The following is a 14,454-nucleotide window of genomic DNA, read 5'->3' as shown; positions in this document are numbered from 1 at the left end:
GGGTGCCGTGCGGCCGGGGTGCGCGGACCCGCCTCAGGCGTCCGCCGGGGCGGCGTAGGCCGGGGGCGACCAGGCGGCGAGGAACGCCTGTGCCGACCAGGTGCCCGACAGGCCGGGGGCCAGCCAGGCCGGGGCCTCGGTGCGGAACCGCTCCGGCGGCAGGGCTCCCGACCCCTCGGGGACCGCGCCGAGCAGGGGCAGGCCCGAGGTGCGGGGGAAGTCCGCCAGGTTGCAGCGGGCGGCCAGGTCCGGGCTCTGCGGCCAGCTGCCCACCACCACGCCCAGCGCCTCCAGGTCCCGGGCCCGCAGGGCCTGCGCCGTCAGGGCGGTGGAGTTGAGGGTCCCCAGGCCCGCCTGGGCGACGATCAGGGTCGGGGCGCCGAGGAGGCGGGCCGCGTCGGCCAGGGTGTTGCCCTCGTCGTCGAAGTGGACGAGCAGCCCGCCCGCACCTTCCACCAGGACCAGGTCGTGGTCCGCGGACAACCGCCGCGCGGCCTCCGCGACCTGCGCCGGGGAGACGGCCGCCAGCCCCGCGCGGCGCGCCGCGGTGTTGGGGGCGAGGGGTTCGGGGTAGCGGGCCAGTTCCACCGCCGTGACGGAGGGGCCGGCCAGCCGGACCGCCTCGGCGGCGTCCCCCGGTTCCTGCGGCCCGACGCCCGTCTGTGCGGGCTTGAGCACCGCCACCGTACGGCCGGCCGCCACCGCGGCGGCCGCGACCGCCGAGGTGACCACCGTCTTGCCGATCTCCGTGCCCGTCCCGGACACGACCCATACGGACATCTCAGCCTTCCTGCGCGGCCGCGCACACGGCGCGGCAGATACGGGCCACGTCGGCGTCGCCGGTGACGAACGGGGGCATCACGTAGATCAGGTCGCGGAACGGGCGCACCCACACGCCCTCGCGCACCGCGGCCCGCGTCGCCGCGGCCACGTCGGCCTCGTGGTCCAGCTGGACCACGCCGATCGCGCCCAGGACGCGTACGTCCCGCACGCCGGGGACCGCGGCCGCGGCCGCCAGCCCCTCGCGCAGCCCCGCCTCGATCCGCTTGACCTCGCTCGCCCAGTCCTGCCCGAGGAGGAGGTCGACGGAGGCGAGCGCCACGGCGGTGGCGAGCGGGTTGCCCATGAAGGTCGGCCCGTGCGCGAGCACCGGGACCTCGCCCTGGGAGATCCCGTCGGCCACCCGCTCCGTGCACAGGGTCGCGGCGAGGGTGAGGTAGCCGCCCGTCAGCGATTTGCCCAGGCACATCACGTCGGGGGTGATCCCCGCGTGGTCGGCCGCGAAGAGCGCGCCCGTGCGGCCGAAGCCCGTCGCGATCTCGTCCAGGATCAGCAGGACCCCGTACTCGTCGCACAGGTCGCGCAGCACCCGCAGGTAGCCCGGGTTGTGGAAGCGCATGCCGCCTGCCCCCTGGACCACGGGCTCCACGATCACCGCGGCCAGCTCGTCCGCGTGCGCGGCGACGAGCGAGCGCAGGTGGTCGGCGTAGGCCGGGTCCACGGGCGTGTCGAAGCCTCCGGGCGGCGCGTCCGCGAAGACCTGCCGCGGCAGGTGACCCTGCCACAGCTCGTGCATGCCGCCCTCGGGGTCGCACACGGCCATCGGCTGCCAGGTGTCCCCGTGGTAGCCGCCGCGCCAGGTCAGCAGCCGGGTCTTGCCCGAGCGCCCCAGCGAACGCCAGTACTGCAGGCACATCTTGACCGCGACCTCGACCGACACCGAGCCCGAGTCGGCGAGGAAGACGTGCTCCAGCCCCGCCGGGGTGATCTCGACGAGCCGCGCGGCCAGCCGGACGGCGGGCTCATGGGTGAGCCCGCCGAACATCACGTGCGACATCTGGCCCAGTTGCGCCGTCACGGCCTCGTTGAGCGCCGGGTGGTTGTAGCCGTGGATCGCCGACCACCAGGAGGACATGCCGTCGACGAGCTCGGCGTGGCCCTGCCCCTGGGAGGGCTCGGCCAGTCGTAGCCGCACCCCCGAGGCGGAGGCGATGACCAGCGGTTCCTGCCGGCCGGGCATCGGGCCGTACGGGTGCCAGACGTGCTGGCGGTCCAGCGCGAGGAGTTCCGCGCCGGCCGACAGCGGGTCGTGCTGATCAGGCATTGGGGGCGACGTCCGTCCCCGCCCCGCGGCGCCGTACGGCCACCAGGTCCGAGCGGACCTCGCCGGCCTCGGCCTGGGCCCGTACGGGCGTCGCCTCCGCGTGCCCGTGCCCGGAGCAGCCGCCGCACGCCGAGCCGCAGCCCGCCGGGGCCTCGCCGGTCGCAGCCGCGTCCGCACCCGAACCGCAGAGGGAGGCGCCGCCGTTCGAGCCGCAACCGCCGCCGGGGGCCGCGGCCGCCACGTCGGAGCGGTGCGCGGGCAGGGTCGTCGTACCGGCGCCCTCCACCTCGAAACCGGCGTCCGCGATCATGTCGAGGTCGGCCTGGCCGGCCTGGCCCTCACTGGTGAGGTAGTCACCCAGGAAGATCGAGTTCGCCACGTGCAGCGCGAGCGGCTGCATGGAGCGCAGGTGCACCTCGCGGCCGCCCGCGATGCGGACCTCCACGTCGGGGCAGACGAAGCGGACCATCGCGAGGATCCGCAGGCAGCGCTGCGGGGTGAGGTTCCACTCCTTGGCGAGCGGGGTCCCCTCGAACGGGATCAGGAAGTTGACCGGCACCGAGTCCGAGTCCAGGTCCCGCAGCGCGTAGACCACGTCGACCAGGTCCTCGTCGCTCTCGCCCATGCCCGCGATCAGGCCGGAGCAGGCGGACAGACCGGCGGCGTGTGCCTTTTGCACCGTGTCGACCCGGTCCGCGTAGGTGTGGGTCTTGGTGATCTGACCGTACGTCGCCTCGGAGGTGTTGAGGTTGTGGTTGTACGCGTCGGCGCCCGCGTCCCGCAGCCGCTCCGCCTGCCCGTCCGAGAGCAGGCCGAGGCAGGCACAGACCTCGATGCCCTCGTTCTGCTCCTTGATCGCCTCGATCGTCTTGCCGACCCGGTCCACGTCCCGGTCCGTCGGCCCGCGGCCGCTGGCGACCAGGCAGACGCGCTTCGCGCCGCCCGCGACACCGGCGGCGGCGGCCTGGGAGGCCTCTTCCGGCTTCAGCCACGTGTACTTGAGGATCTCGGCCTTCGACCCCAGGCGCTGGGAGCAGTAGGAGCAGTCCTCGGGGCACAGGCCCGACTTCAGGTTGACCAGGTAGTTCAGCTTGACCCGACGCCCGAACCACTGGCGGCGCACCTTGCCGGCCGCGGCCACCACGTCGAGCAGTTCGTCGTCAGAAGTCGCCAGTACGGCGAGCGCTTCTTCGCGGGTCGGCAGCTCGCGCCGCAGCCCCTTGTCCACCAGGGTGTTCAGCAGGTCCATGAACCCGATCCTGGACCACACGACCACTCCCGGCCAAGGAGAGATCGCACAACATGGCCGGATGGGTGTGTGTGTATCGCCACACCTGGCGCAGAGGTCACGGCGGCTAGGGTTCGGGCAGGTCTGTGGACTGCCGACAAAACGCGAGGACATGCCGATGCCCCAGCACACTCCCGACCCGGTGGGTGTCTTCGACTGGATCGATGCCGCGGAGGCCGCGCGCGAGCGGGCCGGACTGGTCCGCACGCTCCGTCCGCGGCCGCCGCACTCGCCCCTGCTGGACCTCGCGAGCAACGACTACCTCGGCCTGTCGCGGCACCCCGAGACCGTCCGCGGGGCGCAGGAGGCGGCCGAGCGCTGGGGCGCCGGCGCCACCGGCTCCCGGCTGGTCACCGGTACGACCGAGCTCCACGCCGAGCTCGAACGGGAACTGGCCGCCTTCTGCGGTTTCGAGGCCGCGCTGGTCCTGTCCTCCGGATACGCGGCCAACCTCGCCGCCGTCACCGCGCTCAGCGACCGGGGCACGCTGGTCGTCTCCGACGCGGGGAACCACGCCTCGATCGTCGACGGCTGCCGCCTCTCGCGCGCCGGGACCGCGGTGGTGGCGCACAGCGACCCAGACACCGCGCGCAAGACGCTCGCCGCGCACGAGGGCCGGGCCCTGCTGGTCAGCGACTCGGTGTTCTCCGTCGACGGGGACGCCGCCCCGCTGGCCGAGTACGCCGCCGCCTGCCGCGCCGAGGGCGCCGCCCTGGTCGTCGACGACGCCCACGGCCTGGGCGTCCTGGGCGAGGGAGGCCGCGGCGCGCTGCACGCGGCCGGGCTCGCGGGCGCGCCCGACGTCGTCGCCACCATGACCCTCTCCAAGTCCCTGGGCAGCCAGGGCGGGGCCGTGCTCGGCCCGGCCAAGGTGATCCGGCACCTCGTCAACACGGCGCGCACCTTCATCTTCGACACGGGGCTCGCCCCGGCCGCGGCGGGCGCCGCCCTGGCGAGCCTGCGCCTGCTCCAGCGCGAACCGGAGCGCGCGGGCCGCGCCCGCGAGGTGGCCGCCCTGCTGTACGGGCGGCTCACCGCGTCCGGCCTGACCGCGGCCCGGCCGGACGCGGCCGTGGTGTCGGTACGGGCCCCGTCGGCGTCGGCGGCACTGCGCTGGGCCGCCGACTGCCGCGAGGCAGGTCTGTCCGTGGGGTGCTTCCGGCCGCCGTCGGTGCCGGACGGCATCTCCCGGCTGCGGCTGACCGCCCGGGCCGATCTCACGGGGGACGAGATCGAGCGGGCCGTCGGGACGATCCTTCGGACCGCGCCCGCCGGTGCCACGGACCGCTAGGTCCTGGTGCGGCCGGAGTTACGGGCGCGGCCGCGCCCGGACCGTGGCGAGGAAGCCGTCCCAGGCCGGCCCGGTGAAGAGCACGGCCGGGCCGTCCGCCCGCTTGGAGTCGCGGACGGCCAGCAGGCCGTCGTCGAGGACGGCCGCCTCCACGCAGTTGTTCATTCCGGTACTGCGGCTGCTGCGCCGCCACCGCGCGCTGGTCAGAAGTCCGCTGGAACTATGGGGGGTTGCGGACACAGGGGTGCCTCCTTACGCGTCGCCAGCAAGTGAGCTGATGAGATCCGACGAGTCCTGGGGCGGGAGGGCGTGCGCCTGGATGGTGCGGAACGCGGCGCTGTACGCCTCTAGGTCTTCCTTCCGCTCCAGATAGAGGCTACTCGTCAAATGGTCGAGTACCACCACATCCAGATCGGCGATGTTCGGAAATGAGAAGATGACGAACGGCCCGGTGAGGCCGAGATGCCCCCCTACGCTGAACGGCAGGACCTGCAACCGCACTTGAGGAAGCCGTGACACCTCCACCAGGTGCCGCAGCTGCTCCGCCATCACACCCGGCCCGCCGATCTGCCGCCGCAGCACCGCCTCGTCCAGCACCGCGCTCAGCTCCAGCGGCGGATCCGCCCGCAGGACCGCCTGCCGGGCCAGCCGCACGTCGACCAGCGCGTCCACCTTCGGTTCCGGGAGCCCGCCCAGCGCGGCCCTGGTCACGGCCCTGGCGTAGCCCGGCGTCTGCAACAGACCCGGCACCACGGACAGTTCCACGGTGCGGGCCGATCGGGCCCCCGCCTCCAGGCTGATGAAGTCCCGGTACTCCTGCGGCAGCAGTCCGCGGTAGTCGTGCCACCACTGGCGGCCCCGCCCGGTGTCGCCGCCCGGCCCGGGACCCGCGGCCGAGGCCGACAGCGCCTCCAGCAGCGCGCGCTGCTCCGGGCGCACGATCTCCCCGTAGGCGTCGAGGAGCAACCGGATGTCCTCCGGTTTCACGCCACTGCGGCCCGTCTCGATGCGGCTGATTTTCGACTGGTGCCATCCCACGATCCGGGCGGCCTCACCACTGGTGAGCCCGGACCGGTCACGCAGGGCGCGCAGTTCCTCGCCGAGCTTGCGCCGGCGCACCGCGGGACCGTGCTGCACGTCCGCCTCCTTCCACCGGCACAGGTCGCACCAGTCTGCCGTCCAAATACGCTCTTCCGTAGCAGAGTTCACCGCATCGAGCGACAGATATATGCACATCTTGGGAGAAGGGCTGATACGGCGGCACGATGGGTGGCACTCTGGCGTCCAGCACAGATCCGGGGCGGCTGCGCCCCGGTGGGAAAGGGACCGTCGCCATGGCAGATCACCAGGAAGCATCCGTCACTCTGCCGAGCGATCCCGCTTCGGTCTCCGCCGCCCGGCGCTACGTCGCGGAGGTGCTGACCGAATGGGGACTCCCCGATGACGCCGAGACCGCGGACAGCGTCCGGCTGATCGTCTCGGAGCTCGCCACCAACGCCGTCCAGCATACGTTCGGCCAGTCGCCCACCTTCACCGTCGACCTCCGGCTGGAGCGTGGGGAGTGGCTGCGCGTCGGGGTGACGGACAGTCATCCCCGCTGGCCCCGGCGGCTCCCCGCCGCCGTCCAGCAGGACAACGGCCGGGGCATGGTCATCATCCGCTGGCTCGCCGCGGAGGCGGGCGGCCGGCTCTCCGTGAGCCCGACCGAGGACGGGGGCAAGACCGTGTGGATCGCCCTGCCCTGGACCGTGGGTGCGCCGGCCGGAAGCGTCACCGGCTGCTGACCCCCACCGCTACGGCCCCGGCTCAGAACCACGGCCCGCTCAGACGAGGCCGCGTTCCCCCGCGCTGCGCTCGACGCACAGCTCATTGCCCTCGGGGTCGGCGAGCACGACCCACCCCATGACCCCGTCCCGCGCGCGCTGGTCGTCCACGATCCTCGCGCCGAGCCCGACCAGGCGCTCGACCGTCTCGTCCCGCGTGCCCGTGGGCGGCTGGATGTCCAAGTGGACCCGGTTCTTGACGGACTTGGCCTCCGGCACCCGGATGAACAGCAGTCCGGGCACGCCGGGCTGCCCGGGATCCACCAGGACCTCGTCGTCGCCCTCGACGTCGTCGGAGTGCACGGGCCAGCCCGTGACCTCGGACCAGAACCGGGCGACCCGGTAGGGGTCGTGAGCGTCGAAGGTGATGTGCCGGACGGGGTTGATGAACATGTCTCTCCTCGGTGGGGCATCCGCTCGCGCATCTGTATACGGAACCCCGGCCGGCCGGGGCAACGCAATTGAGCGCGGCGCCTGCCCGAAACCTGGGTTAACCCAACGGAAAAACGCGGCGCCTAGCGTGGCGGTCACCTCCGTGCACCCCCGCTCCTCCATGATCCGGTAAAGCGGCGGTGGTGGGCACGGAAAGCCTTCCTCTGCGTTGGGCAAGACCTGCTTGGCACGGATACGCGCAGGTCAACACGGTGCTGTCGGCCCACTAGGGTCACCCTCGCCCCCTGTTGACCTGGTCCACGGAAACTTGGTGATACGTGTGCACTTGACACCGCACGAGCAGGAGAGACTGCTCATCCACGTCGCCGCAGACGTGGCCGAGAAGCGCCGGGCGCGCGGAGTGCGCCTCAACCACCCCGAGGCGATCGCCCTGATCACGACGCACATCCTCGAAGGGGCCCGCGACGGCCGCACCGTGGCCGAGCTCATGGCCTCGGGCCGCACCGTCCTGCGCCGCGACGAGGTCATGCCGGGCATCCCCGAGATGATCCACGACGTCCAGGTCGAGGCCACCTTCCCCGACGGCACCAAGCTCGTCACCGTCCACGACCCGATCGTCTGACAGGGAGGCCCCGCATGATCCCCGGCGAAATCGCCTACGGGGACGGCCCGGTCCTCCTCAACGAGGGCCGTCCCGTCACCCGCCTCACCGTGCTCAACGCCGCCGACCGCCCCGTCCAGGTCGGCTCCCACTACCACTTCGCCGAGGCCAACCCGGGCCTCGCCTTCGACCGCGCCGCCGCCCACGGGCTGCGGCTCCACATCGCCGCCGGTACGGCCGTCCGCTTCGAGCCGGGCATCCCGGTCGCCGTGGAACTCGTACCGCTGGCGGGCCTGCGCACCGTACCGGGCCTGCGTGGCGAGACCGGGGGGCCGCTCGATGGCTGAGCTCTCCCGCCAGGCGTACGCCGACCTCTTCGGCCCGACCGCCGGCGACCGGATCCGGCTCGCGGACACCGACCTCTTCGTCGAGATCGAGCAGGACCTCTGCGGCGGCCCCGGCCGGGCCGGGGACGAGGCCGTCTTCGGCGGCGGCAAGGTGATCCGCGAATCCATGGGGCAGGCCCGCACCACCCGGGCGCAGGGCGCCCCCGACACGGTGATCACCGGAGTGGTCGTGCTCGACCACTGGGGCGTGGTCAAGGCCGACCTCGGCATCCGCGACGGCCGGATCTGCGGCCTCGGCAAGGCCGGCAACCCCGACACCATGGACGGGGTCGACCCCGATCTGGTCATCGGCCCCGAGACCGAGATCATCGCGGGCAACGGGAAGATCGTCACCGCCGGCGCCATCGACGCGCACGTGCACTTCATCTCCCCGACCGTCATCGAGGAGGCCCTCGCCTCCGGGATCACCACCCTCGTCGGCGGCGGCACCGGACCGGCCGAGGGCACCAAGGCCACCACCGTCACCCCCGGGCCCTGGCACCTGGCCCGGATGTTCGCGGCGCTGGAGGCCTACCCGGTCAACATCGGCCTGCTTGGCAAGGGCAACACCATGTCCCGGGAGGCCATGCACTCCCAACTGCGCGGCGGCGCCCTCGGCTTCAAGATCCACGAGGACTGGGGGGCCACCCCCGCCGTCATCGACGCCTGCCTGAGCGTGTGCGACGCGACCGGCGCCCAGGTCGCCATCCACACCGACACCCTCAACGAGGCCGGCTTCGTCGGCGACACCCTCGCCGCCATCGCCGGGCGGACCATCCACGCCTACCACACCGAAGGCGCCGGCGGCGGGCACGCCCCCGACATCATCACCGTGGTCTCCGAGCCCAACGTCCTGCCCAGTTCCACCAACCCGACGCGCCCGCACACCGTCAACACCGTCGAGGAACACCTCGACATGCTGATGGTCTGCCACCACCTCAACCCGGCCGTCCCCGAGGACCTCGCCTTCGCCGAGTCCCGGATCCGGCCCTCGACCATCGCCGCCGAGGACGTCCTGCACGACATCGGGGCCATCTCCATCATCTCCTCCGACTCCCAGGCCATGGGCCGGGTCGGCGAAGTCGTGCTGCGCACCTGGCAGACCGCCCACGTGATGAAGAAGCGGCGCGGCTTCCTCCCCGGCGACGGACCCGCCGACAACCACCGCGCCCGCCGCTACGTCGCCAAGTACACGATCAACCCCGCCGTCGCCCAGGGGCTCGCCCGCGAGATCGGTTCGGTCGAGAAGGGCAAACTCGCCGACCTGGTGCTGTGGAACCCCGCCTTCTTCGGGGTCAAGCCCGAACTGGTCGTCAAGGGCGGCCAGATCGCCTACGCGCAGATGGGCGACGCCAACGCCTCCATCCCCACCCCGCAGCCGGTCCTGCCCCGGCCCATGTTCGGCAGTTACGGACGCGCGCCCTCCCTGAACTCGCTGAACTTCACCGCTCAGGCCGCGCTCGACGACCACCTGCCCGAGCGGCTCGCCCTCGGCAAGCAGTTCACGGCCATCGAGAGCACCCGCAAGGTCAGCAAGACGGACATGCGGAACAACGACGCCATGCCGAGGGTCGAGGTCGACGCCGACACCTTCACCGTCACCATCGACGGGGAGGCCGTCGAACCGGCGCCGGCGGTGGAACTGCCCATGGCACAGAGATACTTCCTCTTCTGATGGGCGGCGCAGTCCGATGAGCCTCGCCGCGCTGCTCGTCCTCGCCGACGGCCGCTTCCCCGCCGGCGGCCACGCCCACTCCGGCGGGGCCGAGGCGGCCTGCAAGGCGGGCCGGATCCACGACGCCGCCACCCTGGAGGACTTCTGCCGGGGCCGGCTCCACACCGCCGGACTCACCGCCGCGTCGCTCGCCGCGGCCGCCGCGCTCGGGCTGGACCCGGCCGAACTCGACGCCGCGGCCGACGCCCGCACCCCCTCGCCGGCGCTGCGCACCGCGGCCCGGCGGCTGGGCCGGCAGCTGTTGCGCGCCGCCCGCGCCACCTGGCCCGCCGCCGAACTGGACGCGCTGGCCGCGGGCTTCCCACGCGGCGCACACCAGCCCGTCGTGCTCGGCCTCACCGCGCGGGCGGCAGGGCTCGGGCCGCGCGAGGCCGCGCACGTGGCGGCGTACGAGAGCGTCAGCGGGCCCGCCACCGCGACCGTGCGGCTGCTGGGCCTCGACCCCTTCGAGGCGAGCGGGGTCCTGGCCCGGCTCGCCCCCGACCTCGACGCCGTCGCGGCCCGGGCGGGCCGGGCCGCGCTGCGGGCCCGCACCGAGGGCACGCAGGCGCTGCCCGCCGCCTCCTCCCCCCTGCTGGAGATCGCGGCCGAGGCCCATGCCGGCTGGCCGGTCCGCCTCTTCGCTTCCTGACCCCCGAAGGAGACCCACCCCGTGCACCTCGACCACGCCGTGACCTACCCCCACCGGCACACCCACAGCCCCGGCCCGCTACGGCCCGACGGCACCCGGCGCGCCCTGCGCATCGGCCTCGGCGGACCCGTCGGCTCCGGCAAGACCGCCACCGTCGCCGCCCTGTGCCGGGCGCTGCGCGGCGACCTCTCCATGGCCGTCGTCACCAATGACATCTACACCCGCGAGGACGCCGAGTTCCTGCTGCGCGAGGCCGTCCTGCCGCCCGAGCGGATCACCGCCGTCGAGACCGGGGCCTGCCCGCACACCGCCATCCGTGACGACATCTCCGCCAACCTGGAGGCCGTGGAGGAACTGGAGGAGACCTTCCGCGAGAGCGGCCCGCTCGACCTGATCCTCGTCGAGTCCGGCGGGGACAACCTCACCGCCACCTTCTCCCGCGGACTCGTCGACGCCCAGATCTTCGTCATCGACGTGGCCGGCGGGGACGACATCCCGCGCAAGGGCGGCCCCGGCGTCACCACCGCCGACCTGCTGGTCGTCAACAAGACCGACCTCGCCCCCCACGTCGGATCCGACCTCGACCGGATGGCCCGCGACGCCGCCGAGCAACGCGGTGAACTCCCCGTCGTCTTCCAGTCGCTGCGCAGCGCCGAGGCAGTGGCCCCGGTCGCCGCCTGGGTGCGCGAGCGGATGGCCGCCTGGACCGTACGGTGACCAGCGCACCCCCCGTCACCCCGCCCGCGGCGGCCGTGCGGGCCACCGCCCGCATCCACGCCGTCGCCGATGGGCGGGGCGGCACCGCCCTGCCGCTGCTGGCGGGGGAGGGGCCGCTCGCGCTGCGCCGCACCCGGGGGAACGGCGCCGAGGCCGGGGTGACGCTGGTCGGCGCGATGAGCGCCCCGCTCGGCGGGGACCACCTCGCCGTCGAGGCCACCGCCGGACCGGGCGCCCGCCTTGCCCTCGCCTCGGCGGCGGCCACGCTGGCCCTGCCCGGGCGGGGCGGCGAGAGCGCGCGGTACGACGTACACCTGACCCTGGAGGACGGGGCGTCGGTGCGGTGGATGCCGGAGCCGCTGGTGTCCGTGCGGGGCAGCGACCTGCGGGCGCACACCCGCGTCCACCTGGCCCCCACGGCGCGCCTGCTGCTGCGCGAGGAACAGGTCCTGGGGCGCGCGGGCGAGGCCCCCGGCCTGCTGCGCAGCCGACTCACCGTCACCCGCGGCGGCCGTCCGCTGCTCGACCAGGAACTCGCCTGCGGCCCCGGCGCACCCGGCGGCTGGGACGGCCCGGCGGGCCTGGCCGGTCACCGGGCCCTCGGCCAACTCCTCGTGGTGGATCCCGCCTTCGCCGAGGACCCGCCGACGGCCGCGGTACTGGGGGAGTTCGCCGCGGTGACGCCGCTGGCCGGTCCGGCCGTCCTGGTGACGGCCCTGGCCCCGGACGCCCTGCGGCTGCGGGAGTTGCTCGACGCGGCCTGCCGCACCTACCACCGGTAAGGGGCGACGAATCGGGCACCGCTCAGCGGTACACGCCTTTCCGGTTATCGGGTTGGCAAAGAAGTAGGCGCCGCTCTGTCGCCGGGTCCGGTCAGCCGACAAGATCCCCCCTGCGGGTCGATGACCGGAACCCGACCGAACCCCGCCACCCATGGTGGCACTTGACGCAGGGGGAACAACCACGTGATACGCAACGCGGCGCTGGGGAGCGCCGCCACACTGATCACCGGAACGCTGGCGGCGAGCCTGCTGCTGGCCCCGTCGGCCGCGGCGGCCTCGTACGACAACGACTCCCGCCTCCCGGAGGTGCTGGGCGTGCAGATCGCCGCCGCCCGCGCCGCCCGCACCGGGGTCGACTGGAAGGACTGCCCCGCCGACTGGGGCTTCGAGAAGCCCATCCAGTGCGGCTGGGTGAAGGTGCCGCTCGACTACGCGAAGCCGTACGGCAAGACCATCGACATCGCCGTCGACCGGATCGGCAGCACGGGCACCAAGGAGGAGCGTCAGGGCGCGCTCGTCTACAACCCCGGCGGCCCCGGCGGTTCCGGCATGCGCTTCCCGCGCCGGGTCACCACCAAGAGCCCGCTGTGGGTCAACGCCTCCAAGGCGTACGACTTCGTGGGCTTCGACCCCCGCGGCGTCGGCCACTCCGCACCCATCTCCTGCATCGACCCGCAGGAGTTCGTCAAGGCCCCCAAGGCGGACCCGGTCCCGGACAGCGAGGCCGACAAGCTCGCCCAGCGCAAGCTCGCCGCCTCCTACGCGGACGGCTGCAAGCAGCGCAGCGGCGAGATGCTGCCGCACATGACCACGCCGAACACCGCGCGCGACCTCGACGTGATCCGCGCCGCCCTCGGCGAGCAGAAGCTGAACTTCCTCGGCGTCTCCTACGGCACCTACCTCGGCGGGGTCTACGCGACCCTCTTCCCGACCCACGTGCGCCGCATGGTCGTCGACAGCGTGGTCGACCCCGCCCAGGACAACATCTGGTACGAGGCCAACCTCGGCCAGGACGTCGCCTTCCAGACCCGCTGGAACGACTGGCAGGACTGGGTCGCCAAGAACGACGCGGTCTTCCACATCGGCGACACCCGCGCCAAGGTCGAGGCGAAGTACCAGGAGCTGCGCGCCACGGCGAAGGCCAACCCGATCGGCGGGGTCGTCGGCCCGGCCGAGCTCATCGGCTTCTTCCAGGGCGCCCCGTACTACGACTCCTCCTGGGTGCCCGTCGCGAAGACCTGGGCCGCCTACGTCGCCGGTGACACGCAGGCGCTGGTCGACGCGATCGCCCCGGACATGTCCGACCTCAAGGGCAACGCGGCGTCGGAGAACAGCAACGCCGTCTACACCGCGGTCGAGTGCGCCGATGCCAAGTGGCCCACCAGCTGGACCAAGTGGGACGCGGACAACACCAAGCTGCACGAGCAGTACCCGTTCCTGACCTGGTCGAACGCGTGGATGAACCTGCCCTGCGCGACCTGGAAGGCCAAGCAGAGCACCCCGATCGACGTGCGCTCCAAGCGCGGGCTGCCGCCCGTGCTGATCGTGCAGTCCGAGCGTGACGCGGCCACGCCGTACGCGGGCGCGGTCTCGCTGCACAACCGCCTCGCCGGCTCGCGCCTGATCACCGAGCAGAACGCCGGCTCGCACGGTGTCACCAGTCTGCTGAACCCCTGCATCAACACGCGGGTGGACACCTACCTGCTGACGGGCAAGGTCGACGCCCAGGACGTGACGTGCGCTCCGCACGCCACCCCCGTCGCCCCCGCCGCGGCCACCGCGAAGGCCCTGACGGCCGACGCCCAGGCCGAGGCCTCGGCGCTCCCCGCGGCCGAGGAGCTGCCGGCCGTCCGCTAGGACCGGCCCACGCGAACGGGAGGAGGCTCAGCGCGAGGTGCGCCGGGCGTTCTTCCGTTCGGCCTTCCTCCGCTCGGCCTCCTGCTCCGCCTTGACTTCGCCCGCGTACCGGTCGACGTACTCCTGGCCGGACAGTTCGAGGATGGCGTACATGATCTCGTCGGTGACCGCCCGCAGCACGGCCCGCTCCCCCTCCATCCCGGCGTACCGGGAGAAGTCCAGCGGCCGGCCGAAGCGGATCGTCACCCGCCGGATGTTAGGGATCTTCTGCCCGGGCGGCTGGATCTCGAAGGTGCCGACCATCGCGCACGGCACCACCGGCACCCCGGCGCCCAGGGCCATCGCGGCCACGCCCACCTTGCCCTTGTAGAGCCGCCCGTCGTGCGAGCGCGTCCCCTCCGGGTAGATGCCCAGCAGCTCGTCCCTGGCCAGCACCGCCAGCCCCTCGCGCAGCGCCGCCCGGCCGGCCTCCTTGCCGGAACGGTCCACCGGGATCTGGCCGGCGCTGCGGAAGAAGAACGCGGTGAGGCGGCCCTTGATCCCCGGTCCGGTGAAGTACTCGGCCTTCGCGAGGAAGGTGATCCGCCGCTTGAGGATCGCGGGCATCAGGAAGTGGTCGGAGAACGACAGGTGATTGCCCGCGATGATCGCGGCGCCGTGCTCCGGGATGTTCTCCAGGCCCTCGATCCTCGGCCGGAACAGCAGCCGCAGCAGAGGGCCGAGCAACACGTGCTTGAGCAAGTGGTAGAACACCAGGCCGCTCCTGTCGATGTCCCGTTGTCACGTCCAGTTTACGGACCGTGAGTCACAGGATGGAGGGGGCGGCGGCGGGCACCTTCCCGGCTC

The 14,454-nt window shown here is 73.1% G+C and carries 16 protein-coding genes; 9 read left to right on the top strand and 7 right to left on the bottom strand.

Features of this window, described 5'->3' with window-relative positions:
- Positions 1-33: 33 nt before the first annotated feature.
- The 3 genes from bioD to bioB are packed head-to-tail and all read right to left on the bottom strand — an operon-like array spanning position 34 to position 3,353.
- Entirely contained in the window at positions 34-780 is a 747-nt protein-coding gene (gene bioD / locus ACF059_RS07655) for a dethiobiotin synthase (protein ID WP_392052753.1), read from the bottom strand.
- Between the two features lies 1 nt (position 781).
- Complete coding sequence (locus ACF059_RS07650; protein ID WP_392052750.1) at positions 782-2,104, bottom strand: adenosylmethionine--8-amino-7-oxononanoate transaminase; 1,323 nt, start codon at positions 2,102-2,104, stop codon at positions 782-784.
- Positions 2,097-3,353 carry a biotin synthase BioB gene (bioB, locus tag ACF059_RS07645; RefSeq protein ID WP_392052747.1) on the bottom strand — a complete coding sequence of 419 codons (1,257 nt, stop codon included), beginning with the start codon at positions 3,351-3,353 and terminating at the stop codon, positions 2,097-2,099. Before bioB ends, ACF059_RS07650 begins: the two co-directional genes overlap by 8 nt.
- A gap of 157 nt (positions 3,354-3,510) precedes the next feature.
- On the opposite strand from bioB, the gene ACF059_RS07640 reads away from it, so the two are divergent.
- Positions 3,511-4,683 (top strand): 8-amino-7-oxononanoate synthase, encoded by a 1,173-nt coding sequence (locus ACF059_RS07640; RefSeq protein ID WP_392052744.1) that lies wholly within the window; start codon positions 3,511-3,513, stop codon positions 4,681-4,683.
- Between the two features lie 18 nt (positions 4,684-4,701).
- Here the strand turns inward: ACF059_RS07640 and ACF059_RS07635 are convergent, their stop codons facing one another.
- Positions 4,702-4,923, bottom strand: a complete 222-nt coding sequence (locus ACF059_RS07635) for a DUF397 domain-containing protein (RefSeq protein WP_392052741.1) — start codon at positions 4,921-4,923, stop codon at positions 4,702-4,704.
- A gap of 12 nt (positions 4,924-4,935) precedes the next feature.
- Entirely contained in the window at positions 4,936-5,820 is an 885-nt protein-coding gene (locus ACF059_RS07630; RefSeq protein WP_361945929.1) for a helix-turn-helix transcriptional regulator, read from the bottom strand.
- A 197-nt stretch (positions 5,821-6,017) separates the two neighbouring features.
- Between ACF059_RS07630 and ACF059_RS07625 the strand changes: the two genes are divergently transcribed.
- Complete coding sequence (locus tag ACF059_RS07625; RefSeq protein WP_392052738.1) at positions 6,018-6,467, top strand: ATP-binding protein; 450 nt, start codon at positions 6,018-6,020, stop codon at positions 6,465-6,467.
- Between the two features lie 39 nt (positions 6,468-6,506).
- On the opposite strand, the gene ACF059_RS07620 is transcribed toward ACF059_RS07625, so the two are convergent.
- Positions 6,507-6,899, bottom strand: a complete 393-nt coding sequence (locus ACF059_RS07620; protein ID WP_392052735.1) for a VOC family protein — start codon at positions 6,897-6,899, stop codon at positions 6,507-6,509.
- Between the two features lie 319 nt (positions 6,900-7,218).
- Between ACF059_RS07620 and ACF059_RS07615 the strand changes: the two genes are divergently transcribed.
- The 7 genes from ACF059_RS07615 (at position 7,219) to ACF059_RS07585 (ending at position 13,608) form a co-directional block, all read left to right on the top strand.
- Positions 7,219-7,521 carry an urease subunit gamma gene (locus ACF059_RS07615; RefSeq protein WP_361945920.1) on the top strand — a complete coding sequence of 101 codons (303 nt, stop codon included), beginning with the start codon at positions 7,219-7,221 and terminating at the stop codon, positions 7,519-7,521.
- A 14-nt stretch (positions 7,522-7,535) separates the two neighbouring features.
- Entirely contained in the window at positions 7,536-7,847 is a 312-nt protein-coding gene (locus ACF059_RS07610; RefSeq protein WP_360898410.1) for an urease subunit beta, read from the top strand.
- Positions 7,840-9,561, top strand: a complete 1,722-nt coding sequence (locus ACF059_RS07605) for an urease subunit alpha (protein ID WP_392052732.1) — start codon at positions 7,840-7,842, stop codon at positions 9,559-9,561. Before ACF059_RS07610 ends, ACF059_RS07605 begins: the two co-directional genes overlap by 8 nt.
- Before the next feature lie 16 nt (positions 9,562-9,577).
- Positions 9,578-10,252: an urease accessory protein UreF gene (locus ACF059_RS07600; protein ID WP_392052729.1), complete on the top strand. Its 675-nt coding sequence runs from the start codon at positions 9,578-9,580 to the stop codon at positions 10,250-10,252.
- Positions 10,253-10,273: 21 nt separating this feature from the next.
- Positions 10,274-10,969: an urease accessory protein UreG gene (gene ureG / locus ACF059_RS07595; RefSeq protein ID WP_392052726.1), complete on the top strand. Its 696-nt coding sequence runs from the start codon at positions 10,274-10,276 to the stop codon at positions 10,967-10,969.
- Complete coding sequence (locus ACF059_RS07590; protein ID WP_392052723.1) at positions 10,966-11,751, top strand: urease accessory protein UreD; 786 nt, start codon at positions 10,966-10,968, stop codon at positions 11,749-11,751. The genes ureG and ACF059_RS07590 overlap by 4 nt, the downstream gene beginning before the upstream one ends.
- Before the next feature lie 183 nt (positions 11,752-11,934).
- Positions 11,935-13,608, top strand: coding sequence for an alpha/beta hydrolase (locus ACF059_RS07585; RefSeq protein ID WP_392052720.1), 1,674 nt, complete (start codon positions 11,935-11,937; stop codon positions 13,606-13,608).
- Positions 13,609-13,635: 27 nt separating this feature from the next.
- Here the strand turns inward: ACF059_RS07585 and ACF059_RS07580 are convergent, their stop codons facing one another.
- The gene (locus ACF059_RS07580; protein WP_392052717.1) at positions 13,636-14,361 is read right to left on the bottom strand and encodes a lysophospholipid acyltransferase family protein; all 726 of its coding nucleotides are present in this window, start codon (positions 14,359-14,361) and stop codon (positions 13,636-13,638) included.
- Between the last annotated feature and the right edge of the window lie 93 nt (positions 14,362-14,454).

This window comes from Streptomyces sp. NPDC016562, from assembly GCF_043076955.1.
GTDB lineage: Bacteria > Actinomycetota > Actinomycetes > Streptomycetales > Streptomycetaceae > Streptomyces.
This window is presented reverse-complemented; position numbering and strand designations above follow the sequence as displayed.